Origin of the sequence: Streptomyces sp. CAI-85 (assembly GCF_013363615.1) — a bacterium.
Lineage (GTDB): Bacteria > Actinomycetota > Actinomycetes > Streptomycetales > Streptomycetaceae > Streptomyces > Streptomyces antibioticus_B.
In genome coordinates, this window is record NZ_JAANNX010000033.1 from 38868 (window position 1) to 64637 (window position 25770).

Annotated in this window: 22 protein-coding genes and 1 pseudogene; 14 read left to right on the forward strand and 9 right to left on the reverse strand. The window is 73.6% G+C overall.

What is annotated here, in order from left to right:
* Positions 1–110 precede the first annotated feature (110 nt).
* Both G6W55_RS26645 and G6W55_RS26650 read left to right on the forward strand, forming a co-directional pair.
* Entirely contained in the window at positions 111–578 is a 468-nt protein-coding gene (locus G6W55_RS26645) for a helix-turn-helix domain-containing protein (protein ID WP_175523353.1), read from the forward strand.
* Positions 571–1887: a site-specific integrase gene (locus tag G6W55_RS26650; RefSeq protein WP_175523354.1), complete on the forward strand. Its 1317-nt coding sequence runs from the start codon at positions 571–573 to the stop codon at positions 1885–1887. Before G6W55_RS26645 ends, G6W55_RS26650 begins: the two co-directional genes overlap by 8 nt.
* On the opposite strand, the gene G6W55_RS26655 is transcribed toward G6W55_RS26650, so the two are convergent.
* The 3 genes from G6W55_RS26655 to G6W55_RS26665 form a co-directional block, all read right to left on the reverse strand.
* Entirely contained in the window at positions 1778–3355 is a 1578-nt protein-coding gene (locus tag G6W55_RS26655) for an amino acid permease (protein ID WP_175523355.1), read from the reverse strand. The two genes, G6W55_RS26650 and G6W55_RS26655, sit on opposite strands and share 110 nt — an antisense overlap.
* 181 nt (positions 3356–3536) lie before the next feature.
* Positions 3537–4382 (reverse strand): siderophore-interacting protein, encoded by an 846-nt coding sequence (locus G6W55_RS26660; protein WP_175523356.1) that lies wholly within the window; start codon positions 4380–4382, stop codon positions 3537–3539.
* A 147-nt stretch (positions 4383–4529) separates the two neighbouring features.
* Positions 4530–5435, reverse strand: a complete 906-nt coding sequence (locus tag G6W55_RS26665) for a 5'-3' exonuclease (RefSeq protein WP_175523375.1) — start codon at positions 5433–5435, stop codon at positions 4530–4532.
* Between the two features lie 216 nt (positions 5436–5651).
* On the opposite strand from G6W55_RS26665, the gene G6W55_RS26670 reads away from it, so the two are divergent.
* The 4 genes from G6W55_RS26670 to G6W55_RS26685 all read left to right on the forward strand — a co-directional run bounded on the left by G6W55_RS26670 (position 5652) and on the right by G6W55_RS26685 (position 10325).
* Positions 5652–6761 (forward strand): glycine betaine/L-proline ABC transporter ATP-binding protein, encoded by a 1110-nt coding sequence (locus tag G6W55_RS26670; RefSeq protein WP_175523357.1) that lies wholly within the window; start codon positions 5652–5654, stop codon positions 6759–6761.
* The gene (locus G6W55_RS26675; protein ID WP_175523358.1) at positions 6754–8568 is read left to right on the forward strand and encodes an ABC transporter permease/substrate binding protein; all 1815 of its coding nucleotides are present in this window, start codon (positions 6754–6756) and stop codon (positions 8566–8568) included. The genes G6W55_RS26670 and G6W55_RS26675 overlap by 8 nt, the downstream gene beginning before the upstream one ends.
* Positions 8569–9018: 450 nt before the next feature.
* A complete protein-coding gene (locus G6W55_RS26680; protein ID WP_175523359.1) occupies positions 9019–9606 on the forward strand; it encodes a helix-turn-helix domain-containing protein in 588 nt (195 codons plus the stop codon).
* Entirely contained in the window at positions 9606–10325 is a 720-nt protein-coding gene (locus G6W55_RS26685; protein ID WP_175523360.1) for a helical backbone metal receptor, read from the forward strand. Before G6W55_RS26680 ends, G6W55_RS26685 begins: the two co-directional genes overlap by 1 nt.
* Here the strand turns inward: G6W55_RS26685 and G6W55_RS26690 are convergent.
* Entirely contained in the window at positions 10237–11415 is a 1179-nt protein-coding gene (locus G6W55_RS26690; RefSeq protein ID WP_175523361.1) for a TDT family transporter, read from the reverse strand. The two genes, G6W55_RS26685 and G6W55_RS26690, sit on opposite strands and share 89 nt — an antisense overlap.
* 70 nt (positions 11416–11485) lie before the next feature.
* Between G6W55_RS26690 and G6W55_RS26695 the strand changes: the two genes are divergently transcribed.
* Entirely contained in the window at positions 11486–12409 is a 924-nt protein-coding gene (locus tag G6W55_RS26695) for a LysR family transcriptional regulator (protein ID WP_175523362.1), read from the forward strand.
* A 12-nt stretch (positions 12410–12421) separates the two neighbouring features.
* Here the strand turns inward: G6W55_RS26695 and G6W55_RS26700 are convergent, their stop codons facing one another.
* Positions 12422–13117, reverse strand: a complete 696-nt coding sequence (locus G6W55_RS26700; RefSeq protein ID WP_175523363.1) for a gamma-glutamyl-gamma-aminobutyrate hydrolase family protein — start codon at positions 13115–13117, stop codon at positions 12422–12424.
* Between the two features lie 51 nt (positions 13118–13168).
* Positions 13169–13918: a FadR/GntR family transcriptional regulator gene (locus tag G6W55_RS26705; RefSeq protein WP_175523364.1), complete on the reverse strand. Its 750-nt coding sequence runs from the start codon at positions 13916–13918 to the stop codon at positions 13169–13171.
* A gap of 128 nt (positions 13919–14046) precedes the next feature.
* On the opposite strand from G6W55_RS26705, the gene G6W55_RS26710 reads away from it, so the two are divergent.
* Genes G6W55_RS26710 through G6W55_RS26720 form a run of 3 tightly spaced genes read left to right on the forward strand, consistent with a single transcriptional unit; the run spans position 14047 to position 17623 of the window.
* Positions 14047–15408, forward strand: coding sequence for a glutamine synthetase family protein (locus G6W55_RS26710; protein ID WP_175523365.1), 1362 nt, complete (start codon positions 14047–14049; stop codon positions 15406–15408).
* A gap of 11 nt (positions 15409–15419) precedes the next feature.
* Entirely contained in the window at positions 15420–16835 is a 1416-nt protein-coding gene (locus tag G6W55_RS26715; protein WP_175523366.1) for an aldehyde dehydrogenase, read from the forward strand.
* Positions 16832–17623 (forward strand): 3-oxoacyl-ACP reductase, encoded by a 792-nt coding sequence (locus G6W55_RS26720; protein ID WP_175523367.1) that lies wholly within the window; start codon positions 16832–16834, stop codon positions 17621–17623. Before G6W55_RS26715 ends, G6W55_RS26720 begins: the two co-directional genes overlap by 4 nt.
* Positions 17624–17635: 12 nt before the next feature.
* Here G6W55_RS26720 and G6W55_RS26725 read toward each other — a convergent pair whose 3' ends face one another.
* Positions 17636–18838 carry an amino acid deaminase/aldolase gene (locus G6W55_RS26725; protein WP_175523368.1) on the reverse strand — a complete coding sequence of 401 codons (1203 nt, stop codon included), beginning with the start codon at positions 18836–18838 and terminating at the stop codon, positions 17636–17638.
* Positions 18839–21061: 2223 nt separating this feature from the next.
* On the opposite strand from G6W55_RS26725, the gene G6W55_RS26730 reads away from it, so the two are divergent.
* Positions 21062–21868, forward strand: coding sequence for a hypothetical protein (locus tag G6W55_RS26730; RefSeq protein WP_175523369.1), 807 nt, complete (start codon positions 21062–21064; stop codon positions 21866–21868).
* Positions 21865–23058 carry a type VII secretion-associated serine protease mycosin gene (gene mycP, locus G6W55_RS26735; RefSeq protein WP_175523370.1) on the forward strand — a complete coding sequence of 398 codons (1194 nt, stop codon included), beginning with the start codon at positions 21865–21867 and terminating at the stop codon, positions 23056–23058. Before G6W55_RS26730 ends, mycP begins: the two co-directional genes overlap by 4 nt.
* On the opposite strand, the gene G6W55_RS26740 is transcribed toward mycP, so the two are convergent.
* On the reverse strand, positions 23052–24059 hold the full coding sequence (locus G6W55_RS26740; RefSeq protein ID WP_175523371.1) for a serine hydrolase: 1008 nt from the start codon (positions 24057–24059) through the stop codon (positions 23052–23054). The two genes, mycP and G6W55_RS26740, sit on opposite strands and share 7 nt — an antisense overlap.
* Before the next feature lie 150 nt (positions 24060–24209).
* Here G6W55_RS26740 and G6W55_RS26745 point away from each other — a divergent pair, with 150 nt between their 5' ends.
* Positions 24210–24941 carry an SseB family protein gene (locus G6W55_RS26745; protein ID WP_175523372.1) on the forward strand — a complete coding sequence of 244 codons (732 nt, stop codon included), beginning with the start codon at positions 24210–24212 and terminating at the stop codon, positions 24939–24941.
* Position 24942: 1 nt separating this feature from the next.
* Here G6W55_RS26745 and G6W55_RS26750 read toward each other — a convergent pair whose 3' ends face one another.
* Positions 24943–25329, reverse strand: coding sequence for a DUF1844 domain-containing protein (locus G6W55_RS26750; RefSeq protein ID WP_175523373.1), 387 nt, complete (start codon positions 25327–25329; stop codon positions 24943–24945).
* A 351-nt stretch (positions 25330–25680) separates the two neighbouring features.
* On the opposite strand from G6W55_RS26750, the pseudogene G6W55_RS39005 reads away from it, so the two are divergent.
* Positions 25681–25770: pseudogene (locus G6W55_RS39005) on the forward strand (translation initiation factor IF-3); the annotation flags it as partial.

A 25770-nucleotide genomic window follows, 5' to 3' on the forward strand; every position in this document is an offset into this window, starting at 1 on the left:
GATTCGGCGAAAGTTTCCGTCGATACGGCGTGACTCGCGGAGTCTCGCATCGCTGCTTGTCATTTCGCAACCCGACGGCTAGGTTCGCCGATGTGACGAACGATGAAACCGTGAGCGACGTCGTGGCAGAGCGAATCGCGGAGGTGCGCCGGAAGCGGGGCATGAACGTGAAGCAGCTCGCGGAACGCTGCGCGGAGCTGGGCGCACCCGAGCTCACCGCGCACACGCTCTACAACCTCGAGAGCGGTCGACGCGACAAGGACGGCCGGCGCCGCCGGGAAGTGACCGTTGATGAGCTACTGAAGTTGGCCTATGTGCTCTCCGTTGCCCCGGTGCATCTGCTCGTTCCGCCGGTTGATGGGAACGAAGTGGTGCCGTACCAGTTCATCGAGGGCGTGACGACGACTCCGGGGTTCGCCCGCGCGTGGATCCGTGGTCAGACGCCGATCGGTCGCGTGGTCGCCCGCGACTACTTCAGCGAGGTGCCCGACTCGGAGTTCGAGGTGCCTCGCGGACAGTGGACACCGGAGAGCATTGAGGCGCAGAGCGACGCTGTCCGGAAGTCGACCGATGGCTGACGTCTACGACCGGTGGCACCTGACGCGGCCCAGGAAGGGCGCCAGGCCCTGCGCCGAGCACTCCAGCCGTACGCGCACGCTCGTGCCGTCCTCGAACCATGGGGAGGGCAAGCGGTGGCAGGTCCGCTACCGGGACGCGCGCGGCGAGCAGCGCGCCGAGAACTTCGCGAAGAAGGGCGATGCCGACACCCGCGCGGCGAAGATCAAGGCGGACCTCGACAGCGGCCAGTTCCTCGACCGTGTGGCCGGCCGCCAGACGTTCCAGGTGCTCGGGGAGCAGTGGCGGACGTCGGCGATCCACCGGGACCGGACCGAGTCGCGTGTCGAGCGGACGCTACGGCTGCACCTCTACCCGACGTTCGGGCCCCGCGCGGTGGTGGGCATCAAGCGCAGCGAGGTTCAGGCCTGGGTGAAGGGCCAGGCGCAACGCTACGAACCGACGACCGTGGCGAGCCACTTCGAGGTGCTCAACACGGTGATGAGGACGGCGGTTCTCGACGGCGCGGTCCGGGTGAACCCGTGCGACGGGGTGACGCTGCCGGAGATCCGCCGACAGGTGATCGTGCCTCACCTGCTCGTCGTCCAGGCGCTCATCGAGGCGGCACCGCCGCGGTACCGGGCGCTGGTCGCGCTGGCGGCTTCGAGCGGCTTGCGCCAGGGCGAGCTGTTCGGTCTCGAAGACGGCCTCGACTTCCTGCGCCGCCGGGTCGACGTGCTCCAGCAGCTCGTGACGCCGGACAAGGGCGCGCAGTACCTCGGGCCGTTGAAGACCCCGGAGTCGTACCGGGAGGTGCCGCTTGCCCAGTCGGCGGTCACGGTCGTCTCGTTGCACGTGGCGCAATTCCCGCCGGCGGCTGTGGAGATCGAGGACCGGACCGACCCGCTCAAGCCGCGGGCCCGGGCCGCGCGGCTGCTCTTCACAGACGACAACGGCCGGCCGATACGCCGGTCGACCTGGTCCCGTGTCTGGAAGGACATCCGGGACCAGGCCGAGGCCGAGCTGAAGCGTGCGAAGGCGGGCGTGCGGGTGCCGGACAAGTGCACGCTGCACAGCCTCCGAGACTTCTACGCCACCACGCTGATCACGAAGCGCGAGGACGTGAAGACCGTTCAGGTGCGGCTCGGGCACTCCAAGCCGTCGATCACGCTCGACAAGTACGTCGGGTACTGGCCGACCGACGAGGACACCACGGCGTCCGTCATGGAGTCGGTTCTTGGGCCAGTTCTCGGGCCTGCGGGGCAGATTCCGGAGCCGAGTGCACGCGTTGTGCACGCCGCCACCGGTACAGGACCCCGATCCCTACGCTGACCAGGAGGAACAGCATCGTGAACCATTGGAAGTACCAGTGCCCGCCCGCCGGGTCGTACACCGCTGCTCGGGGCCAGGCCAGGTTGATGGTCATCAGGAGGCCGTAGAGAAGGGCGAGGGCGTTGACGGGGATGCCCCAGCGGCCCAGGGAGAAGAGGGGGGCGCCGGTCTCGTCGTGGCCGGTCGAGGAGAACTCGCCGCGCAGGCGGCGTACCAGCAGGGGGCCGGTGACCATCGCGTACGCCAGGTACAGCATGACGATGCAGGTCGTGCCGATGGCGAGGAAGGCGTCGGGGGAGGCGAAGTTGAGGAGGAGCAGGGCGGCCGCGAGGGTGCCTACGACGATCGCCGGGGCGCTGGGCATGCCGGTGCGGGGATTGACCCGGGCGAGGCGGGCCGAGAAGGGGAGTTGTCCGTCGCGGGCCATGGAGAACAGCATCCGGCAGGCCGAGGTCTGGATGGCGAGGGTGGCCACCGCGATCGCCACCACCACGTCGGCGAGCAGCAGCTTGCCGACGCCGTCGCCGAGGCTGCTGGTCAGGACGTAGCTGAGTCCGTCGGTGGCGAGCCGGCCGTCGGTGAGGCTGGGGGCGGCGAGCAGACCGCCGAGGACGATCAGACCGCCGAGCAGACCGGCCGCGCCGAGCGCGGTGAGGATCGTGCGGGGCGCGGTGCGGCGCGGATGGTGGGTCTCCTCGCTCATCTCACCGGCGCTGTCGAAGCCGATCATCACATAGGCGGCGGTGAAGGAGCCGACGAGCAGCGCCCCCAACAGGCCGTTCTGCACGGCGCCTTCGGTGTGGAAGGTGATGGTCGGGGTGCGCTCGGAGTGGGTGAGCAGCAGGACGACGATGAGCACCGCGCCGATGATCTCGGCGGTCACCCCGACCCGGTTGATCACGGACATCACCCGGTTGTCGACGACGTTGACGAGGGTCGTCAGGGCCAGCAGGACCACACCGAGCAGGGCCGCGTTGGCCGCGCCGTCCGGTGAGGTGGGGGCGGGGTCGGTGCCGATGAGCTGGAAGCCCGGCCAGATCGCGGGCAGCACCATCTGGAGCGCGAGGGCGGCCGCGGCGACCACCACGATCTGCCCGATCACCATGATCCAGCCCGCGAACCAGCCGAAGGCGGGCGTGGAGAGCCGCGACGACCACTGGTAGATCGCGCCCGAGATCGGGTAGCGGGCGGCCAGTTCGGCGAAGCAGGCGGCCACCATGAGCTGCCCGGCCAGCACGACCGGCCAGGCCCAGAAGAAGACGGGGCCGCCGAAGGCGTATCCGAAGGCGAAGAACTGGAAGACCGTCGTCAGGACGGAGATGAAGGAGAACCCGGCGGCGAACGAGGCGTACCGGCCCAGGCTGCGGTGCAGTTCCTGGGGGTAGCCGAACTCGGCGAGCGAGGCGTCGGCGGGCCCGGGGGAGTGCGGCGGATCGGGACGTACGTCGGTGGGTGAGGTGGTCGTCACGGCGGCACCTGCCTTGGAGGCGAATTCCTGTCGGGCGACAGAAATTAGGTACCGCCTGTTTCGTGCGCGTCACGCCATGGTGTCCGCGGCGGGCCCAAGTGCTCACTCCCGCACCGGTTCCACCCGATCGCGATATGTCGCGTCAGCGGGGTAGGGAGCAGCCGATGCGGGGGCGAGCCGACTACGCCGCCGGGGCGGCGCCCTCCTGCTCCTGCTCCACGCGCGCGTTCCACTCGCGCTTGGACGCCTGCCAGCCGTCCTCGTTGTGGCCGAGGCGCCAGTAGCCGGAGATCGACAGGTCCTCGCGCGGGATCGCCAGCTCGACCCGGAGCAGCCGGCGTAGTTCCTTCACGGCCGCCGCCTCGCCGTGCACGAACGCGTGGACGCGGCCCTCGGGGAACTCCAGCGCGCGCACGGCCTCGACGAGCCGCTCGCCGACGGGCCGGTCGCCGCGGTGCAGCCAGGTGACCTCCACGTCGGAGTCGATCTTCTGCTCCTCCTCGGGGCCCGCGATCTCGATGAAGGCGTGCGTCACGGCACCGGCGGGCAGCGACTCCAGGGCCGCCGCGATGGCCGGCAGGGCGCTCTCGTCACCGGCCAGCAGATGCCAGTCGGCGGCCGGGTCGGGCGCGTAGGCGCCGCCGGGGCCCAGGAAGCGCACGGTCTCGCCCGGCTGGACGCGGGCCGCCCACGGCCCGGCGAGGCCCTCGTCGCCGTGGACGACGAAGTCCAGGGTCAGCTCGCGGTGTTCGGCGTCCCAGTGCCGCACGGTGTACGTCCGGGTGACCGGCCACTGCTCGGGCGAGAACTCCTCGCGGATCCGCTCCAGGTCGAACGGCTCCGGGTAGGTCACACCCTCGGGGCCGAACAGCAGTTTCACGTAGTGATCGGTACACGTGTCGGCCTCGAACTCGGCCAGACCCTCGCCGCCGAGCACCACGCGCTGCATGTGCGGGGTCAGCCGTTCGGTGCGGACGACCTGCGCGGAATGCGGCTTCCGGGGCTTCCGTGCCGGACGTTCTGCCATGACGGCCTCCCATCAGTATGGTTAGGTTTACCTAAGTTAGCATCCCCTCCCCTGGTGATGCTCACCCTCCGGAAAGTCGGTCGGCCTCCCCCTCCCGGTGGGCGGTCCCGGCGCACGATCCCGGTGCCCGGTCCCGGTGGGCGGCGCCTACGCGCCCAACGTGCCCAGCAGCCGCTGGAGCGACCCGCCGAGCCCCCACCGCTCCGCCAGTCCCTCCAGTGTCGCCCCGTCGCGCGGAGAACGCGGCAGCACGGTCTCCACGTCCGGCAGCGGCACGTCCGCGGCCACCCGCACCACCGTCGGCGCCACCGCCAGATACGGCCGGGACTCGTCGAGCCGCTTGCGCTGCGACGGCGTCAGCCGCGCCGCCGGATCGTCGACCGCCGCCAGGATCCCCGCCAGATCGCCGAACTCCGCCAGCAGCTTGGCCGCCGTCTTCTCGCCGATCCCCGGCACCCCCGGCAGCCCGTCGCTCGGATCGCCCCGCAACAGCGCCAGATCCGCGTACCCGCGCCCGTCGACCCCGTACTTCTCGCGCAGCCAGGACTCGTCCGTGAGCTGGAGCGTGCCGACACCCTTGAGCGGATACAGCACCCGCACCCCGCGCGCGTCGTCCACCAGTTGGTAAAGGTCGCGGTCACCGGTGACGATGTCGACCGGGCCGCGCGCCCGCGCCGTGAACGTGCCGATCACATCGTCCGCCTCGTACCCGGCGACCCCCACCCGCGCGATGCCCAGCGCGTCCAGGACCGCCTCGATGACCGGCACCTGCGGCGAGAGCGTGTCCGGCACCTCCTCCTCGTCCGGACCCGCCGCGCGCTCCTCGGCGACCCGGTGCGCCTTGTACGAGGGGATCAGATCGACCCGCCACTGCGGCCGCCAGTCGGCGTCCATGCACGCCACCAGCTCGTCCGGCCGGTGGTCCTTGACCAGCCGGTCGATGAAGTCCAGCAGACCGCGCACGGCGTTGACCGGGGTGCCGTCCGGCGCCCGCACCGAGTCCGGCACCCCGAAGTAGGCGCGGAAGTACAGCGAGGCGGTGTCGAGGAGCATCAGTCGTCCGGTCACGCCTCGCATCATGCCTCACGGGTGCCCATGTGACCCGCCGGTATTCACTCCCGTGGCACGCGCGGATCTCCCCGCAAACCCGCTGTGAGGAGGACCACTCGTACGTTTGACCCCTTCGGACCAGGGCAGGCGCCGCCCCGGAGCGGCGCAGGGCCCCTCGCCCGTGCCGCTCCGGTCCTGTCCCCGAACGATGAGGTACGCGTGTCCACCAGGCTTGAGGCCGACCATCTGTACAAGGTGTTCGGCGGACGAGAGGAAGAGGCGGTCGAACGGCTGCGCGGCGGAGCCGACCGGGAGGAACTGCGCGCCGACGGCACCACCGCCGCCGTCATCGACGCCTCCTTCACGGTGGACCCTGGCCAGATCTTCGTCGTCATGGGCCTGTCCGGCTCCGGCAAGTCCACCCTGCTGCGCATGCTCAACGGGCTGCTGGAGCCGACCGCGGGGCGCGTCCTCTTCGACGGCGAGGACCTCACCGCCCTCGACGCCCGCGCCCTGCGCGAGGTCCGCGCCCGCAAGATCAGCATGGTCTTCCAGCACTTCGCGCTCTTCCCGCACCGCAGCGTCCTCGACAACGCCGCCTACGGCCTCGCCGTCCAGGGCGTACCCCGCCCCGAGCGCGAGGAACGCGCCGCCGAGGCGCTGCGCCTGTGCGGCCTGGCCGGCTGGGAGGCGTCCTGGCCGGACGAGCTGTCCGGCGGCATGCAGCAGCGCGTCGGCCTGGCCCGCGCCCTCGCCACCGACGCCGAGCTGCTCCTGATGGACGAGTCCTTCAGCGCCCTGGACCCGCTGATCCGCCGCGACATGCAGGACCAGCTCCTCACCCTCCAGCAGACCCTGAAGAAGACCATCGTCTTCATCACCCACGACCTCAACGAGGCCATGCGCCTCGGCGACCGCATCGCCGTCATGCGCGACGGCCGCATCGTGCAGACCGGCACCGCCGAGGACATCCTGCTGCGCCCCGGCGACGACTACGTCTCCTCCTTCATCCAGGACGTCGACCGCACCCGGGTGCTCACCGCGGGTGCCGTCATGGACACCCGCACCGACGGCGACGAGGCCGACTGCGGCTGCGAGACCGCCACCCCGGACACCCCCTTCACCGCCCTGTGCGCGCTCAGCGCCCGGCTGCCGCACCCGGTGGCCGTCGTCGACGGCGCCCGCGGACTCGTCGGCGTCGTCCCGAGACAGCGCCTGGTCCGCTTCCTCGGCGACACCCGCTCCGGCACCTGGACCGACACCCGGGCGGACGCCCTGGACATCGGCCTGCCCTGCGACGGGACGAAGAAGGTGACCGCCCGTGCCTAGGTTCCATCTCGGCGACCACGTCGACTCCGGCGTCGACTGGCTCGTCACCCACCTGTCCTGGCTCTTCGACGCGGTCAAGACCGTCGTCGAGGGCCTCTACGACGGTCTCGACGCCGTCCTCACCGCCCCCGAGCCGCTGCTCCTGGCCGGCATCCTCGCCGTGCTCGCCTGGTGGCTGCGCGGCCTCGCCGCCGGTGTCCTGGCCTTCGCCGGATTCGCGCTGATCGACTCCCTCGCCCTGTGGGACGAGGCGATGTCGACGCTCTCCCTGGTGCTCGTGGCGACCCTGATCGCCCTGGTGATCTCGGTCCCGCTCGGCATCTGGGCCGCCCGCTCCAAGGCGGTCGCCACCGCCCTGCGGCCCGTTCTGGACCTGCTCCAGACCATGCCGTCGATGGTGCTGCTGATCCCGGCCATCCTGTTCTTCGGCATGGGCGTCCCGGCCGGCGTCGTCGCCACCCTGATCTTCGCGCTCGCCCCCGGTGTCCGCATGACCGAGCTGGGCATCCGCCAGGTCGACGCCGAACTCGTCGAGGCCGCCGAGGCGTTCGGCACCCGGCCCCGCGACACCCTGCTGCGCGTGCAGCTCCCGCTGGCCCTGCCCACCATCATGGCGGGCGTCAACCAGGTCATCATGCTCGGCCTGTCGATGGTCGTCATCGCCGGCATGGTCGGCACCGGCGGCCTCGGCGGCGCCGTCAACGAGGCCATCGGCCGGCTCGACATCGGCCTCGGCTTCGAGGCGGGCCTCGGCATCGTCGTCCTCGCCATCTACCTGGACCGGATGACCGGCGCCCTCGGCACCCGCATCTCCCCGCTCGGCCGCCGGGCCGCAGCCAGGGCCCGGACGACGATGTGGACGTACCGCCCGCGCGCGGCCGTCGCCGTCGTCGGCGTGGTCGTCCTCGCGCTCGCGGCCGGCGGCCTCGGCCTGACCGGCTCCAAGAACGGCCCCGCCGACACCTCCGCCACCAACGTCGGCCGGGGCGAGGAGATCACCATCGGCTACATCCCCTGGGACGAGGGCATCGCCTCCACCTACCTCTGGAAGGAACTCCTGGAGCGGCGCGGCTTCGAGGTGACCGCCACCCAGTACACCGCGGGCCCCCTCTACACCGGCCTCGCCACCGGCCGGATCGACTTCCAGACCGACGCCTGGCTGCCCACCACCCACGCCGAGTACTGGAAGAAGTACGGCGATCAGCTCGCCGACCTCGGCAAGTGGTACGGACCCACCTCCCTGGAGCTGGCCGTCCCCGCCTACATGAAGGACGTGAACTCGCTGGCCGACCTCGAGGCGCACGCCTCCGAGTTCGGCGGCCGGATCACCGGCATCGAGCCCAGCGCCGGAATGATGGGCCTCCTCAAGGACGAGGTCCTCCCGCGCTACGGCATCGAGGACACGTACAAGGTCGTCGACGGCTCCACCCCCGCGATGCTCGCCGAGCTCAAGCGCGCGTACGCCAAGAAGGAGCCCATCGCCGTCACGCTCTGGTCGCCGCACTGGGCGTACAGCGAGTACGACCTGAAGAAGCTCGAGGACCCCGAGGGCGCCTGGGGCCAGGGCGACGGCGTGCACACGATCGCGCGCCGGGACCTCGCCGCCGACCGGCCCGAGGTCGGCGCCTGGCTCAAGGACTTCTCCATGACCGAGGAACAGCTCACCGGTCTGGAGGCGCGGATCCAGAAGGCCGGCAAGGGCCGGGAACAGGACGCGGTCCGTACCTGGCTGAAGGAACACCCCGGTCTCGTCGAGAAGTGGGTACCGGTGGCCGAATCGGGGGAGAAGAGCGGGGCGGGCCGGTGACCTGACAGCACCGCGGCCGTCCGACGAGGGGCGGGCGCCGGAACACGTTCTCGGACGTGGACCGGTGCCCGCCCCTCGTGCCGTCCGCCCCGGCCCGCGGCCCCTCCCGTCCGCCCCGCCGGCACGGCACAGATCCGGCCAACCACGCAGAGCCATGCCCTCGCCCGAGCCTGAGTCTTGCGCGGGCGGCCACGAGCGGGAACACTCGCGGCCGTCCGCGCATTGAACCGAGAACGAACCGGGGCGCGCGCTCGCCCGCCGCACCGGCCGCCCCGTCGGCTGGCGTGAACTGTCGGGTCGCGCGCCATCCCGTGCGCCCTCGATGCGACGGGCACATGAAACGGTTTGCCGAACATGCGTAGGGTGCAGAGAACTCCTCGGAGAGAACACAGCGGACGGACATGAGGGCGCGAGGCGCCCGGGCGACGAGCGAAGGAGGGAGCCGGAGCGATGGGCGACCACAAAGAACAACCGTTGCGCGTGGGCGCGGCCGTGCGTCGGCGCCGCCGCTCCCTCCAGCTCACCCTCGCCGTCGTGGCCGAGCGCAGCGGCCTGTCGGTGCCGTTCCTGAGCCAGATCGAGAACGACCGGGCACGGCCCTCCACCGGCTCCCTGGAGAAGGTCGCCGACGCGCTGCGCACCACCGCCGTGGAACTCCTCGCCGCCGCCGACCCGGCGTGCAGCGTCGACGTCGTGCGCGCCGACGTCACCGAGGCCACCGGGCCGGGACCCGAGCCGCGCTCCCGGTCCCTGGTGCGCGGACACCACCAGATGCACGCCTCCGAGTTCACCGGCGAGCAGGACCCGGGCCGCGAGTTCCAGTACCGCAACGACCAGCTCCTGTACGTCGCCGACGGCGCCGTCGAGATCGAGGCCGAGGGCCGCGCGTACCGGCTGGGCCGCGGCGACACCCTGTACCTGACCGGCGGCGTCCGGCACCGCTGGCGCGCCACCGAACCGGACACCCGGGTGGTCGTCGTCGCCGTCGCGGAACACATCGAGGCGGTCCGGGACCGCGAGGGCGGCCGGAAGCGCTAGTGCGGGTCGTCTCGCTGGTGCCGTCGCTCACCGAGGCCGTCGCCGTGTCGGTGCCGGGGGTGCTGGCCGGGGCCACCGACTGGTGCAGCCGTCCGGCGGGCCTCGACGTCACCCGGATCGGCGGGACCAAGAACCCCGACCTCGAACGGATCACCGCGCTCCGCCCCGACCTGGTGATCGCCAACGAGGAGGAGAACCGCGCCCCCGACCTCGACGCGCTGCGCGCCACCGGCACCGAGGTGCTGGTGACCGAGGTCCGGGACGTCCCCGGCGCCTTCCGCGAGCTGGAACGGGTGCTGACCGCCTGCGGCACGGCCGGCCGGCCCCGCTGGCTGGACGAGGCCCGGGAGCGCTGGGAGCGGCCGGACCCCCTCACACCCCGGGCCACGGCCGTCGTACCGATCTGGCGCCGCCCGTGGATGGTGCTGGGCCGCGACACCTTCGCCGGGGACGTGCTCGCCCGCCTCGGCGTCGACCACCTCTACCGCGGCCACCCGGAGCGCTACCCGAGGATCCCCCTGGAAGAGCTGCGGGCCGCGAGGCCCGGCCTCGTGGTGCTGCCCGACGAGCCCTACCGCTTCACCGCGGACGACGGCCCCGAGGCGTTCCCCGGGCTGCCTCACGCGCTCGTCAGCGGACGGCACCTGACGTGGTACGGGCCGTCGCTGGCCGAGGCGCCGCGGGTGCTGGGCGAGGCCCTGCGAGCAGCTCTCCGCTGACCAGCCCGCGCACGGTGTGCGCCCCGACCACCAGCCAGGCGCCCACCAGCACGGCGTACAGCACGCCCGCCAGGACGTCGAAGGCCGCGAGCCCGGTGTGCCGGGCCAGCGCCGCCGCGCCGGTCACACAGGTGCCCACCGGGAACGTGAACGCCCACCAGGTCATCGCGAACCCCATGCCCCGCCGCCGGGCGCGCACCACATGGGCGGTCGCCAGCGCCGCCCACAGCAGCGCGAACCCCGTCACGGGCACCCCGTACAGCACGGCGAACACCGCGAAGCCCCGCCCGTCCGGGCCGGGCACCACCCCCGGGGCGGCCTCGGCGAACTTCCCGGCCGCGGTGGTGGACTGCCCCAGCGGCCCCAGCACCAGGAAGAGCGTCGGGACCAGCACCGCCGGCAGCGGCCCGCCCGTCAGCAGCCGGGCGAAGACCAGCGGCAGCATCAGCAGCGTCGCGAACAGACTCAGCCCGAACAGCGCGACACAGCCGAACAGCAGCGTCTGCCGGGCCTGCCCGGCCGGCAGATAGGGCACCAGCGACGGCCCGAGCGCCGCCGACACCATGGGCGCCACCAGCGGCAGCAGCCACACGGGCGTCGCCTCCGCGGCCGCCACCCGATGCCGTACGGCCATCAGGTACGGCACGGCGACGGCGGCCGTGAGCGCCACGGCCGTTCCGGCGGTGAACAGCACGGCGTCGAGCAGGACCGCCGCCCGGACGCCGATCCAGTCCCGGCCGACGGCGAGCGCGCCGCCGCCCACGGACAGCAGGGCCATCGCGAGACAGCCGTAGAAGGGCGCCGTCGCCGGGTCGAGCAGATGGGCGCGGGCCCGGTCGCGGTGGTGGCGCCAGTGCAGGGCACGGGCGGTCAGCAGGGTCACCAGCAGGATCAGGGACAGGGCCCACACGGCCGTGCACAGCGGGCGCAGCCCCGGCACCGGGAACGGCAGCGCGGCCCCCGCACCGGCCACGATCGCCGTGCCCATGACGGTGGCGTACCAGTTCGGTCCGAGGTGCCGGACGGCGGCTGCGCGGGGCCCGGGGTGGGGGCCGAGGTGCGCGGGCAGGGGATGGGCTGCGGTGACCATGGCTCCACGGTCGCCCGCCCGGACCGCCGCGACCAGGGAGGACGACTCTATGGGGGCATAAACTGGCCTTATGGGGAGTGCGCAGGAACAGCCCGAGGTCGTCGGTTCCCTGGCCCACCGGGTCCCGGACCTGGGCGCGCTGGAGCTGCTGCTGGCCGTGGCCCGGCTGGGCAGCCTCGGCCAGGCCGCGCGCGAGCTGGGCATCACCCAGCCCGCCGCGAGCAGCCGGGTGCGCTCGATGGAACGCCAGCTCGGGGTGGCCCTCGTCGACCGCTCACCGCGCGGCTCGCGGCTCACCGACGCCGGGGCGCTGGTCACCGACTGGGCCCGGCGGATCGTCGAGGCGGCGGAGGCGTTCGACGCGGGCGCGCAGGCGCTGCGCGACCGGCGGGACTCCCGGCTGCGGGTGGCGGCCAGCATGACGATCGCCGAGTACCTGCTGCCGGGCTGGCTCCTCGCGCTGCGCGCCCAGCGCCCCGACACGGCCGTCTCGCTGCTCGCCGGGAACTCGGCGGCGGTCGCCGGGCGGCTGCTCTCCGGGGAGGCCGACCTCGGGTTCGTGGAGGGGCTCACGGTGCCGGGCGGCCTCGACTCGACGGTCATCGCCCATGACCAGCTCGTCGTGGTGGTCGCCCCCGGGCACCCCTGGGCCCGCCGACGCCGTGCCCTGCCGGCCGCCGAGCTGGCGTCGACCCCGCTGATCCTGCGCGAGAAGGGCTCCGGCACCCGGCAGGTCCTGGACACCGCGCTCGGCGGGCTGGCCCGGCCGCTGATCGAGCTGTCCTCGACCACCGCGGTCAAGGCGGCCGCGGTGAGCGGGGCGGGCCCCGCCGTCCTGAGCGAACTCGCGGTGGGGGAGGAGCTGGCGCTGCGCCGTCTGGTCGGCATCCCGGTGGACGGCGTCACCCTCGCCCGCGACCTGCGCGCGGTCTGGCCCACGGGCCACCGCCCGACGGGACCGGCCCGGGAGCTGCTGTCCCTGACCCGAGGTTAGGGCCCCGTTTGGTCAGCGGGCGGCCGCCGCCCTCACCAGCGCCTGCATCACCCGCAGGTCCCGGCCCATCTCCGGGTGCCACTGGACGCCCAGCACCCATCCGGCGGCGGGCAGTTCGATCGCCTCCACCGTGCCGTCCGCCGCGTGCGCCGACGCGAGCAGGCCCGAGCCGAGGCGGTCCACCGCCTGGTGGTGATAGGTCGGCACGTCGCTCTCCTCCGGCACCGCCTCCGCGTAGCGCGTGCCGGGGACGGGCTTGACCGGGTGGTGCCCGAAGACGCCGACGGTCTCCACATGCCCGTCGATGTGCTGGGTCAGCGTGCCGCCCAGCGCCACGTTCAGAAGCTGCATGCCCCGGCAGACGCCGAGCAGCGGCACCTCCGCCGCCAGCGCCGCGTCGATCAGCGCCAGCTCCCACGCGTCCCGCTCCCGGGCCGGCGGGCCGGTGCGGGGGTCGCGCTCCGCGCCGTAGTGCACCGGCTCCACATCGGGCCCGCCCGCGACGACCAGACCGTCCAGCCGGGCGACCGTCGCCGCGGCGTGCTCCGGGGCGTCCGGCGGGAGCATCGCGGCCAGACCGCCCGCCCGCTGCACCAGCCGCGGATAGCCGGCCGGCAGCAGCGCGGCCTCCAGCTCCCACACGCCCCAGCGCGTACCGGCCTCCAGATAGGTGCTCACACCGATCAGCGGCCGTCCGCCGTTCACCATCCGCCCTCCCGCACGCCGCTCACCGTCCCAATGGACTCTACGCAAACCTTTTCACGTCAGGAACCCCCGGAGCAGGGCCGCCGTCCCCGCGCAGTGCTCGCGCGCGATCTCCCGCGCCCCGTCCGCGTCCCCGTCGAGGACCGCCTCCACCAGGGCCGTGTGCTGACGCTGCGAGTGCTCCAGGTTGCGCACCAGCAGCGGGATGCAGTCGAGCAGGTCGTTCACCGTCGCCCGCACCGCCGCGTACCGGGCCGCCAGCGACGGCGAACCGCACAGCTCCGCCAGGGTGAGATGGAGCAGGGTGTCCCGCCGCCGGTAGTCGGCCAGCGGGGCGTCCGCGGTCCGCGCGAGCGCCTCGCGCAGCCGGTCCGCGCGCTCACCGGTCAGCCCGTGCGCCGCGCACAGCCCCGCCGCCCCGGACTCCAGCACCTCCCGGAACCGCAGCACGTCCTCGACGTCGACCTCGGCGATCCGGCGCCGCAGCGCGGCCTCGCCGCCGCCCCCGTCCGGCCGGGGCAGCACGAACGTCCCGCCGTACCGGCCGCGCCGGGACTCCAGCAGCCCCTGGTCCTGGAGCACCTTCAGCACCTCGCGCAGCGTGACCCGGCTGATCCCGAGCCGCTCCGCCAGCTCCCGTTCGGCCGGCAGCCGCCCGCCCGCCGGCACCAGGCCCAGACGGACCACCTGGAGGATCTGCTCCAGCGCCTCCTCGAAGCCGTTGCCGGCCCGCACCGGGCGCAGCACCCGCGTCAGCCGGTCGCCGTACGACCCGCTCGCCGATCCGTCCGCGTCCACCGGCACCGGCCGTGCCCCCTTCCCAAGCAATGGTTCTCCGCAATACCTTATGGCTCCCGGCCGTCCGGAAAACAGCCCAGGCGGGCCGGGGAACGCCGAGGAAAGCCGAGGAAAGCCCCGAAGGAGGCCCTCCCGTGGCAGACCGCACACCCCCGCTCGCCGTCGAGGAACTGCACGCCCTCGTCGCGAGCGGTGAGATCGACACTGTCGTCCTGGCCTTCCCCGACATGCAAGGGCGGCTCCAGGGCAAGCGGTTCGCCGCCCGCTTCTTCCTCGACGAGGTCCTGCGGCACGGCACCGAGGGCTGCAACTACCTCCTCGCCGTCGACACCGAGATGAACACCGTCGACGGCTACGCCATGTCCTCCTGGGACAACGGCTACGGCGACTTCGCCATGCGCCCCGACCTCACCACCCTGCGCCGGGTCCCGTGGAACGCCGGCACGGCCCTCGTCATCGCCGACCTCGCCTGGAACGACGGCGCGCCCGTGGTCGCCGCGCCCCGCCAGGTCCTGCGCCGCCAACTGGAGCGCCTCGCCGAGCACGGACTGACCGCCCAGGTCGGCACCGAGCTGGAGTTCATCGTCTTCAAGGACACCTACGAGGCCGCCTGGGACGCCGGTTACCGCGGCCTCACCCCGGCCAACCAGTACAACGTCGACTACTCGATCCTCGGCACCGGCCGGGTCGAGCCGCTGCTGCGCCGGATCCGCAACGAGATGGCCGGCGCCGGCCTCACCGTCGAGTCCGCCAAGGGCGAGTGCAACCCCGGCCAGCACGAGATCGCCTTCCGCTACGACGAGGCGCTCGTCACCTGCGACCAGCACGCGATCTACAAGACCGGCGCCAAGGAGATCGCCGCCCAGGAGGGCGTCTCGCTCACCTTCATGGCGAAGTACAACGAGCGCGAGGGCAACTCCTGCCACATCCACCTCTCGCTCACGGACGCCGACGGCCGCAACGCCTTCGCCGCCGCCGACGGCGGCATGACCGACACCATGCGGCACTTCCTCGCCGGACAGCTCGCCGCGCTGCGCGACTTCTCCCTGCTCCACGCCCCCAACATCAACAGCTACAAACGGTTCCAGCCCGGCTCCTTCGCCCCCACCGCCGTCGCCTGGGGCCACGACAACCGCACCTGCGCCCTGCGCGTCGTGGGACACGGCCGGTCGCTGCGGTTCGAGAACCGGCTGCCCGGCGGGGACGTCAACCCGCACCTCGCGGTCGCCGCGCTCGTCGCCGCCGGACTGCACGGCATCGAGCGGAAGCTCGAACTGCCCGAGCCCTGCACCGGCAACGCCTACGCCGCCGGACTCGCGCACGTCCCCACCACCCTGCGCGAGGCCGCCGAGCTGTGGTCGGCCAGCCCGCTCGCCGCGGCCGCGTTCGGCGAGGACGTCGTCGCCCACTACCGCAACATGGCGCGCGTCGAGCTGGACGCCTTCGACGCCGCCGTCACCGACTGGGAGCTGCGCCGCTCCTTCGAACGCCTGTGAAGGGTCCCTCCGTGTCCGACCAGCCAGACCAGCCAGACCAGCCAGACCAGTCCGGCCCGTATCCGCATGAGCTGATCGTCCTCGACCCGGCCACCGAGGAGGTCGTCGCCACCGTCCCGGCCGCCGACGCCGCCGACGTGGACCGCGCGGTCGTCCGCGCCCGCGCCGCCCAGACCGGCTGGGCCGCCGCCGCCCCCGCCGACCGGGCCCGGCTGCTGCGCCGCTTCGCCGACACCGTCGACAGCCACCTCGAAGAGCTGGCCCGCCTGGAGGTCCGCGAGGCCGGACACCTCCTCGGCAACGCCCGCTGGGAGGCCGGCAACGCTCGCGACCTGCTGCTCTACGCGGCCGGCGGCGTCGAGCGCCTCACCGGCCGGCAGATCCCCGTCCCCGGCGGCTGGGACATCACCTTCCACGAACCGCTCGGCGTCGTCGGCGTGATCGCCCCCTGGAACTTCCCCATGCCGATCGCGGCCTGGGGCGCCTTCCCGGCCCTCGCCGCCGGCAACGCGGTCGTCCTCAAACCCGCCGAGACCACCCCGCTGACCGCGCTCAGACTGGCCGAACTCGCCCTGGACGCGGGCCTGCCCGAGCACCTCTTCCAGGTGTTGCCCGGCCATGGCGCGGTGGCCGGACGGGCGCTCGTCGACCACCCCGGCGTGGCGAAGATCGTCTTCACCGGCTCCACCCGCACCGGCCGCGAGGTCATGGAGCGCTGCGCCCGCCAGGTGAAGCCCGTCACCCTCGAACTCGGCGGCAAGAGCCCGAACATCGTCTTCGCCGACGCCGATCTGAAGTCGGCCGTCGACCCCTTCTCGTTCCTCGACAACTCCGGCCAGGACTGCTGCGCCCGCACCCGGATCCTCGTCCAGGAGACCGTCCACGACGAGGTCGCCGAGCTGCTCGCCCGGGAACTGTCGGCCGTCGTGGTCGGCGACCCCGCCGACGAGGCGACCCAAATGGGCCCGCTGATCTCCCGTCAACAGGTGGACCGCGTACGGTCGTTCGTGCCCCACGGCGCCACCGCCCTGCGCGGCACGGCACCCGAGGGGCCCGGCTTCTGGTTCCCGCCGACCGTCCTCACGGACGCCGCGCCCGACTCCGACGCCGCCCGCGAGGAGATCTTCGGCCCGGTGGCCGTCCTGCTCCCCTTCACCGACGAGGCGGACGCGATCCGGCTCGCGAACGACACCCCCTACGGCCTCTCCGGATCCCTGTGGACCCGGGACATCGGCCGCGCCCTGCGCGTCGCGGGGGCCGTGCGCGCCGGGAACCTGTCCGTCAACTCCCACTCCAGCGTCCGCTACTGGACCCCCTTCGGCGGCTACAAGCAGTCCGGGGTCGGCCGTGAGCTGGGCCCGGACGCCCTGACCGCCTTCACCGAGACCAAGAACGTCTTCATCAGCACGGAGGGCCCCGCACAGTGACCGCATCCACCGAGGGCATCGTCTGCCGCCGTCTCGTCGGCCGTACGGCCGTCATCACCGGAGCCGGCAGCGGCATCGGCCTCGCCACCGCCCGCCGGCTCGCCTCCGAGGGCGCGCACGTCGTCTGCGCCGACATCGACGAGGAGGCCGGCAAGGCGGCCGCCGAGGACGTCGGCGGACTCTTCGTGAAGACCGACGTCACCGACGCCGAGCAGGTCGAAGCCCTCTTCCGGACCGCCTACGACACCTACGGCAGTGTCGACGTCGCCTTCAACAACGCGGGCATCTCCCCGCCCGACGACGACTCCATCCTCGACACCGGTCTTGACGCCTGGAGGCGCGTCCAGGAGGTCAACCTCACCTCCGTCTACCTGTGCTGCAAGGCCGCCCTGCCCTACATGCGGCGCCAGGGCAAGGGGTCCATCATCAACACGGCGTCCTTCGTGGCCCGGATGGGCGCCGCGACCTCGCAGATCTCGTACACCGCCTCCAAGGGCGGCGTGCTGGCGATGTCCCGCGAACTGGGCGTGCAGTTCGCCCGCGAGGGGATCCGGGTGAACGCGCTGTGCCCCGGCCCTGTCAACACCCCGCTGCTGCGCGAGCTGTTCGCCAAGGACCCCGAGCGCGCCGCCCGCCGCCTGGTCCACATCCCGCTCGGCCGGTTCGCCGAGGCGGAGGAGATCGCCGCCGCCGTCGCCTTCCTGGCCAGCGACGACTCCTCCTTCGTCAACGCGAGCGATTTCCTGGTGGACGGCGGGATCTCGGGCGCGTACGTGACTCCCCTGTAAGGGGGTTTCGTTCTAGAGGAAGGTGTGGCCCTCGCCCCGGTACGTCGGGACGGTCGCCGTCACCCGGTCGCCCTCGACGAGGTGCAGCACCTCGAACCGCTCGCACAGCTCACCGGCCTTCGCGTGCCGGAACCACACCTTGTCGCCGATCAGCAGATCGTCGGCGGGGGAGCCGAGCAGCGGGGTCTGCACCTCGCCGGGACCCTCCTGCGGGTCGTAGCGCAAGCCCTCCGGCAGATACGGCACCGGGAGCCGGTCCGGGCCCGCGGCACCGGAGGCGGGGTAGCCGCCGCCCAGCACGGTCACGACCCTGACCCCCGGCCGCCGCACCACGGGCTGGGCGAACAGGGCGGCCGGACGGCCGCTGAACGACGTGTAGTTGTCGAACAGCCGCGGCACGTACAGGCCCGACCCCGCCGCGATCTCCGTGACCGAGTCCTCGGCGGCGGTGCTCTCCACGCTGCCGGTGCCGCCGCCGTTGACGTACTCCAGATCCGGTACGACGGCCCGCACCGCGCGCACCACCGCGGCGCGCCGCTCCGCCAGCTCACGCCGGGCGGTGGCCTGCATCAGCCGGATCGCCCGCGAGCGCAGCGGCCGTCCCGCGAGCGAGTCGCCGACGCCGGCGACATGGCCCTCGTACGCCATGATCCCGACGATCTTGAAGCCGGGGCGGCGGCTCACCGCGCGCGCGAGATCCGCCACCTGGGACGGCGAGTGCAGCGGCGAGCGCCGGGCGCCGACCCGTACCCGGCCGCCGAACAGCTTCAGCGCGGTGTCCAACTCCAGGCAGACGCGCACCACTTCGGTGCCGCCGGCCCGGGAGGCGTCGATCAGGTCGAGCTGCGCGACGTCGTCGATCATGACGGTGACGGCGTCGGCGAGCTTGGGGTCGGCGGCCAGCTCGGCGAAGCCGGAACGGTCGGCGGAGGGGTAGGCGAGCAGGATGTCCTCGAACCCGGAGCGCGCGAGCCACAGGGACTCGGCGAGGGTGAAGGACATGACACCGGCGAAGCCGTCCCTGGCGAGGACGCGTTCCAGCAGGGGCCGGCAGCGCACCGACTTGCTCGCCACCCGGATCGGTTTGCCGCCGGCCCGCCGCACGAGATCGGCGGCGTTGGCGTCGAAAGCCTCCAGATCGACGATCGCGACGGGGGCGTCGAGATACTCGGTGGCCCGGTCGTACCGGGCCCGGTCGGCGGCGCGCACAGTCATGAACGAAGCCTGCCAGACTGGATTACCGCAGGGTAGGGGGACGATCCGGGCAGATGCCCCGGGGCCGCGGACTGGTTCCCGTTCGCGCCGGAACTAGCCGTAGAGTGACGCGCACACGGAGGACGGCTCCGGCCGGGATGCCGGTCAGGCCGGGCGGGTATGCGTGCCCAGGACGGACCACGACGTCCGCACCGGGCCACCGCGGCACACACGCGGGCCCGCGTACGAGAACGACGGCCCGGGCACGAGGAAACGGGGGGCGCATTGAGCACGGAAGCACGCCGCGCCTCAATCCCCCCACGCCCGGACACACCCCCGCCCTCCGAGCCGAACGAGCCCCCGACCTGGCCCACCACCCCACCCCCACCCCCAGCCTCGGCCCGCTTCCCGGACACGCCCCCACCTCCCTCGCGCCCGACCCCCGGGGCCGTCGCACCAACGGACGACGCCCCACCCCCGGACCGCCCGACCTCGGCCCCCTCGGCTCCGGGCGTTGCTCCACTACCTCGCCCGGCCTCGGCCCCGGGGCTGTCGATCCCCCCGGTCCCGGGCTCCGCGCCATCGGCTCCCGGCCCCGCGTCACCGGCTCATCCAGCTTCGGGCTCCGCGTCACCGGCCTATCCGGCCCCGGGTGCCGCGCCACCGGGTCGTCCGGCTTCGGGCGTCGCGCCGCCGGCTTATCCGGCCCCAGGTACCGCGCCGGCGTTCCCCCCGGCCCCTGGCGCTGGGTCGTCGGCCCGTCAAGCGCCGGGCTCCGCCTCACCGGGCCGCCCGACCTCGGGCCCCGTGCCGCTGGTTCACCCGGCACCGGGCCCTGCCTCGCCGACCCATCCGGCCTCGGGTGCTGCCTCGCCCGCCCAGTCCGCGGCGGGTGCTGCGTCGCCGGGCCGTTCGGCGGGCGTGCCGTCGGCCTATCCGGCCTCGGGCGCTGCTCCGTCGGTCCATCCGGACACGGGTGGCGCGTCAGCGGGTCGTCCGGCTTCGGTTCCCGTTCCCTCGGCTCGCCCGACCTCGGGCGGCGCGTCGTCGGTCCCCCCGGCATCGGCCCGCTTCCCGGACACCCCCCTGCCTCCAGCGCGCCCGGCCCCGGGGGGCGCCACGCCAGCCGGTGGCCCGACCTCGGCCCCCTCGGCTCCGGTTCACCCAGCCCCGGGCCCCACGCCGTCGGTCCCCCCGGGTTCGGGATCCGCCTCACCGGCCCACCCGGCCCCAGGCCGTCCGACTCCGGGCTCCGCGCCGTCCGACCCCCCGGCCCCAGGAGCTGGGTCGTCGGCCCGTCAGGTGCCAGGCCCCGTCTCACCGGGCCGCCCGGCCTCGGGCCCCGTGCCGCCGGTTCACCCGGCCCCGGGCCCTGCTTCGCCGACCCATCCGGCCTCGGGTGCCGCGTCGCCCGCCCAGCCCACGTCGCCAAGTCGCCCGGTGGGCGAAGGACCTCGTGTCCCGGCGTCGAGCGCCCCGTGGCCGCCCCGTCCGGAGGCGGCTCCCGGTGTCACCGGGGCCCAGGGTGTCCCGGGTTCGGCCGAGGGCACGGGTGCCCGGGGTTCGAACCGCGCCTCGGGTGACGCCCGCCCGGATGCCACGTCGGACCGCTCCGCTCCTGACGGTCCGCACGACTTCCGTCGCCCCGGCTGGACGGCTCAGCGCCGGGCGGGGACGGACGGTTCCCGCCTGAGTGGCCCGGACGGCTTCCGTCCAACCGGTCCGGAGGACTCCCGTCCGACGGGTCAGGACATATCCCGTCCGGGTGGTCCGGCCACGCCCCGGCCGGGTGGCCCCCGTCCGGCGTCCGTCGACTCGGTCGGCCCGCGGAGCGGTGGTCCGGATGCCTCCGGTTCGGCTGGGGTGGTCGACGGGTTCCGTCCGGCCACGCCCCGGCCGGGTGGCCCCCGTCCGGCGGCCGGCGACCCGAACAGCCCGCGCAGCGGTGGTCCGGATGCCCCCGGTCCGGCCGGGGCGGTTGAAGGGGGCCGTACGGGGGGCCCGGCCCCGGGCGGCCTCGGTGGCTCTCGGCAGGTGGGGGCCGACGCCCCCGCCGGAGGCAGTCCCTCGCACCCCGGGGCCTCGTCCGACAGCGCCTGGTCGCCCCTGCCCCGTGGTTGGGTTCCGTCGCCCGGCAGCGCGGCCGCTCCTGGCCTCGACTCTCAGTCCGCCTGGACCCCCGTCTCCCCGGTCGGGCCCGATCCCGCGTTGTCCTGGAGTGCGCCCAGCACGCGGCGGCCCGTCGTGTCGTTCGCCGAGCCCGAGGGGTTCGGGGAGGGCGTGCGGCAGGGGATGGGCGCGCGTCAGAGGGCCGTCGTCGCGGCGGCGTGTGTCGTGCTCGGGCTCGGGCTGATCGGCGGTGCCGTCACCGGGAGCTGGCTCGTCGGCGGCTCCGCGGACGCGGCCGAGCGGACCTCGTACGCCACCGCAGGCGGCCTGTGGCACAACGTCCCCGTCGACGACCTCTTCCCCCGCACCGTCGACGGACAGGGCGCGGGCCCCGGCGGAGCCGACCGCACCTGGACCCGCATCGGCGTCGCCCCGGACACCGACTGCGCCGACGCCCTCGACCCCCTGCTGCGCACCGCCCTCGCCCCGGTCGGCTGCCGCAGGCTCCTGCGCGCCACCTACACCGACGCCACCCAGAGCTACGTCACCACCGTCGGACTGCTCTTCACCACCGCCGACGCGACGGCGATGCGCGCCCTCGACACCCGTTTCACCAAGGAGGGCCTCGCCAAGCGCGCCGACCTGATGCCCAGGCCGTACGCCGTGAAGGGCACCGTCGCCGCCGGCTTCGGCGACAAGCAGCGCGCCTCCTGGACGATCTCCGTGCTCACCGACGCCCCCGTCGTCGTCTACACCGTCTCCGGCTGGGCCGACGGCCGCGCCGTCGACACCCCCCAGCCCGCCGCGGAGGCCACCGCGTCCGGCGCCACCACCGCCCCCGGCCAGGCCGGACTCGGCCACGAGGCCCAGGGCCTCGCCGACCGCGTCGAACGCGGCCTGCGCAGAACCGCCGCCTCGCCGTCCCCGGAGCAGCCCCGATGAGCCGCCGCCGCACGAGACGCCGTACGACCCGCAGGGCCGGGATCCTGTGCGGTCTCCTCGCCGGTTCCGTCGCGCTGCTGCCCGCCGCCCCCGCCCACGCCGACGGCATACGCGGCCAGCAGTGGGCCCTGGACGCCCTGCACACCCAGGAGATCTGGCAGACCACCAAGGGCAAGGGCATCACCGTCGCCGTCCTGGACACCGGCGTCGAGGCCGACCACCCCGACCTGGAGGACAACGTCCTGCCCGGCAAGGACATGGTCGGCTTCGGCGCGAAGGAGGGCGACCGCGCCTGGGCCCGCCACGGCACCGCCATGGCCGGCATCATCGCCGGCCACGGACACGGCTACGCCGACGGCGACGGCGTCCTCGGCATCGCCCCCGAGGCCAAGATCCTCCCCGTCCGGGTCATCCTGGAGGACGGCGACCCACAGCGCGCCAAGGCCCGCAGCACCCGCGGCAACGCCCTCGCCGAAGGCATCCGCTGGGCCGCCGACCAGGGCGCCGACGTCATCAACCTCTCCCTCGGCGACGACTCCGCCTCCGCCCACCCGGAACCCGCCGAGGACGAGGCCGTCCAGTACGCGCTGAAGAAGGGCGCCGTCGTCGTCGCCTCGGCCGGCAACGGCGGCGAGAAGGGCGACCACATCTCCTACCCGGCCGCCTACCCCGGCGTCATCGCCGCCACGGCCGTCGACCGATACGGCACGCGCGCGTCGTTCTCCACCCGCCGCTGGTACGCCACGGTCAGCGCACCCGGCGTGGACGTCGTCATCGCCGACCCCGACCACAAGTACTACCAAGGCTGGGGGACGAGCGCGGCCTCGGCGTTCGTCTCCGGTGCCGTGGCCCTGGTCAAGGCCGCCCACCCCGGGCTCACCCCGGCGCAGATCAAGAAGCTCCTGGAGGACACCGCCCGCAACTCCCCCGAGAGCGGCCGCGACGACTCCCGCGGCTACGGCTTCATCGACCCCGCCGCCGCGATCAGGGAAGCCGACGGCCTGAAACCCCAGGGCATGAAGTCGGTGCCGTACGACGAGGAGTACTTCGGCCCGGGCCCCCACGCCCCCCGCTCCGACACCGCCGCGGACGGCTGGGCGGCCCCCGTCGCCGGAGCCGTCGGCGTGGTCCTGCTGGTGGCGGCCGTCGTGGTCTGGCGCGCCCGCCGCGAACGCTACGACACCTACTGACCCGCCGTCGCTGTCGCCGATACCCCGTCACCGGCGACCGCCGTCACCGCCGCCCGTGCCGCCGACTCCACCAGCGTGATGCCCGCCGCCTGCGTGGCGCTGCCGTTCGACACCACGGCCACCAGATAGCCGGCACCGCCCGAGGTCACCCGCCCGATGCTGTTCACGTCCCACAGTCCGGTCGTGCTCCGCGCCAGCCAGCCGTTCTTCAGCCGCCACGACGAGCCGTCGGCGGCCGCCGACACCCCCCACCGCTGCCCGGCGGCTATGGTCCCCATCAGCTCCTGGACGTACGACCGCGAGGCCGCGCTCAGCGCCGAGCCAGAGTTCGAGTCAGAGTCCGTCCCGAAGATCTGCCGGAGCAGGGTGAGCTGGTCGGCGGCGGTGGTCTGGGTCAGCCCCCACAGCATGCCGGTGCCGCCCTCGGTCGCGGTCAGCCCGAGCCGCTCGTTCGCCGCGTCCAGCCCCTTCGCCGCGCCGATGGACCGCCACAGCGCCGACGCCGAGTCGTTGTCGCTGTTCTGGATCATCGCGGCGGCGTACGTCTTCTCGGCCGCGGTGAGCCGCCGTCCCGCGTCCTGCGCCTGGAGCAGCAGCGCCGCCAGGATGTCGACCTTCACGATGCTCGCCGTGTCGAACGCGGAGTCGCCGTACGTGGCCCCGGCGCCGCTGTCCAGGGCGAGCACCGCCACGGACACCCGCGCCTCACCGGGCACGGTCACCGCGCTCATCGCCTCGGCCAGCAGCGCGTCGTGATCGACCTCGGGCACCGTCACCTCGTCCACCGACACCTCCCCGCCCGCCGCCTCGTACGCCGACACCGACGCCGAGGGCGTCGCGGTCGCCGACGATACGGGCTCACCCCCGGAGTGCGCCCGCGCCTGCACATAGACGGTCCCGCCGGCCGTGACACCCACCGCGGCGACGGCGGCGAGCGCCACGGCGAGGAGCGGCCGTGACCGACGGCGGCGCCGGGACGAGCGGGCGCGGGGAGACTCCATGCCCGAGATGGTGGGCGCGCCGACTGTGCGGACCGTTAGACGGACGTTAGAGCCGCGTCAGCGATGTCTGAGAATCCTGTGAATCCCGTGTCCGCCGGGTTACCGGCCCCGCACAAGCCCAGCAGCATCCCCCCGATAGGGTCGGGGACCGTGGCGAACAAGAACATTCCCGACCCCGGCTACTCCGACGACGACGGCTCCGCCGACCCCCGGCTGAGCGCCGCGCTCGCCGCCTGGGCCGAGGACCGCACCGCCGTGAGCCCGGTGCTGGAGGCGCTCAAGGGCGCCCGGCTCCTGGTCCCCGTGGTGGCCGTGCTCGGCGAGGTCGAGGAGGACGAGAACGGGCTGCGCCGCGAGAAGACCAGCGACATGGCCGTCCCCACCCTGAAGGCCGGCACCCGCACCGCGCTGCCCGCCTTCACCTCCACCGACTCCCTCGCCCGCTGGGACCCGGGGGCGCGCCCCGTCGCCGTACCCCTGCACCAGGCGCTGCGGGCCGCCGCGCACGAGAAGGCGGACACGGTCGTCCTGGACCTGGCCGGTCCGGTGGCGTTCGAACTGACCGGCCCGGCGCTGCTCGCGCTCGCCGAGGGCCGTACGACGGCGGACCCGCTCGCCGATCCGGCGGTGCGGGAGGCGGTCCGGGCGGCGGTGGCCGCCGAGCCCGCCGTGGTCAGCGCCCATCTGGGGCCGGGGCAGGCCGACGGCACGCTCGCGCTCGTCCTCGACCCGGCGGCCGCGCCCGCCGAGACGGCCCGGGCGGTCGCCGGACGGCTCGCCGCCGACGAAACACTGAGGGCCCGCCTGGTGCGCGGCCTCGACCTGGCACTGCTGCCGGCCGGGACGACGCCTCCGGGCGAGCCCCTGTACGTACGGGACTGACTCAGCCGTAGAGGGGGCCCGTGTACTTCTCGCCCGGGCCCTGACCCGGCTCGTCCGGGATCAGGGACGCCTCGCGGAAGGCGAGCTGGAGCGACTTCAGGCCGTCCCGCAGCGGGGCCGCGTGGAAGGAGCTGATCTCGGTCGTGCTCGCGTCCAGCAGCCCGGCGAGGGCGGTGATCAGCTTGCGGGCCTCGTCCAGGTCCTTGTACTTGTCGCCCTCCTCCGTGAGCCCGAGCTTCACGGCGGCGGCGCTCATCAGGTTGACGGCGACCGTGACGATCACCTCGACCGCGGGGACCTCGGCGATGTCGCGGGTCATCTCGTCGAAGTCGGGGGCGTCGGAGGAGCCGGGGGAGTCCGCGGGGCCGGCGGGGGAGGTGTCACTCATGCGGGACACGATAGGCGCAGGCCGGACCCGGGACCCAGTCGGCCCGGATTGGCCGTTCCCGGCACGGGCTGCTAATCTCGTGTAACGACCGGTCGGACACGCGTGCCCCTCAGCAGGCGGGTTCGGCCCACAAGTGGAGGCTCCGATCTCCCACCCGACCACCCCCAGGGCGGCGGGTCACCCCCGGTCAGGCGGCCGCCATCGTTCCGTACGGACGATGGAGTCGCCCGGTAGTGCGCCCCGCGATCCCTCGCGACGGTGCTCCGGTAGTGCTTGGAGCCCCGCATGTGATCGTTCGGGGCATTTTTTTGTGCTTCGGCGTGGTTATAGGTCTAACGACACAGACGTTACGTGGCCGTCCGCCAGGCTGCCGCGTGGTGCTACATAGGAGGATCCATCAGCGCCGAGCCCCGCATCAACGACCGGATTCGCGTTCCCGAG

Bases quoted from the DNA above. Each gene is read 5' to 3' on its own strand.
- G6W55_RS26750 (WP_175523373.1), bottom strand. From the start codon at position 25,329: ATGAGTGACACCTCCCCCGCCGGCCCCGCGGACTCCCCCGGCTCCTCC.
- G6W55_RS26650 (WP_175523354.1), top strand. From the start codon at position 571: ATGGCTGACGTCTACGACCGGTGGCACCTGACGCGGCCCAGGAAGGGC.
- mycP (WP_175523370.1), top strand. From the start codon at position 21,865: ATGAGCCGCCGCCGCACGAGACGCCGTACGACCCGCAGGGCCGGGATC.
- G6W55_RS26660 (WP_175523356.1), bottom strand. From the start codon at position 4,382: ATGGCAGAACGTCCGGCACGGAAGCCCCGGAAGCCGCATTCCGCGCAG.
- G6W55_RS26725 (WP_175523368.1), bottom strand. From the start codon at position 18,838: ATGACTGTGCGCGCCGCCGACCGGGCCCGGTACGACCGGGCCACCGAG.
- G6W55_RS26740 (WP_175523371.1), bottom strand. From the start codon at position 24,059: ATGGAGTCTCCCCGCGCCCGCTCGTCCCGGCGCCGCCGTCGGTCACGG.
- G6W55_RS26665 (WP_175523375.1), bottom strand. From the start codon at position 5,435: ATGCTCCTCGACACCGCCTCGCTGTACTTCCGCGCCTACTTCGGGGTG.
- G6W55_RS26695 (WP_175523362.1), top strand. From the start codon at position 11,486: ATGGGGAGTGCGCAGGAACAGCCCGAGGTCGTCGGTTCCCTGGCCCAC.
- G6W55_RS26690 (WP_175523361.1), bottom strand. From the start codon at position 11,415: ATGGTCACCGCAGCCCATCCCCTGCCCGCGCACCTCGGCCCCCACCCC.
- G6W55_RS26700 (WP_175523363.1), bottom strand. From the start codon at position 13,117: ATGGTGAACGGCGGACGGCCGCTGATCGGTGTGAGCACCTATCTGGAG.
- G6W55_RS26680 (WP_175523359.1), top strand. From the start codon at position 9,019: ATGGGCGACCACAAAGAACAACCGTTGCGCGTGGGCGCGGCCGTGCGT.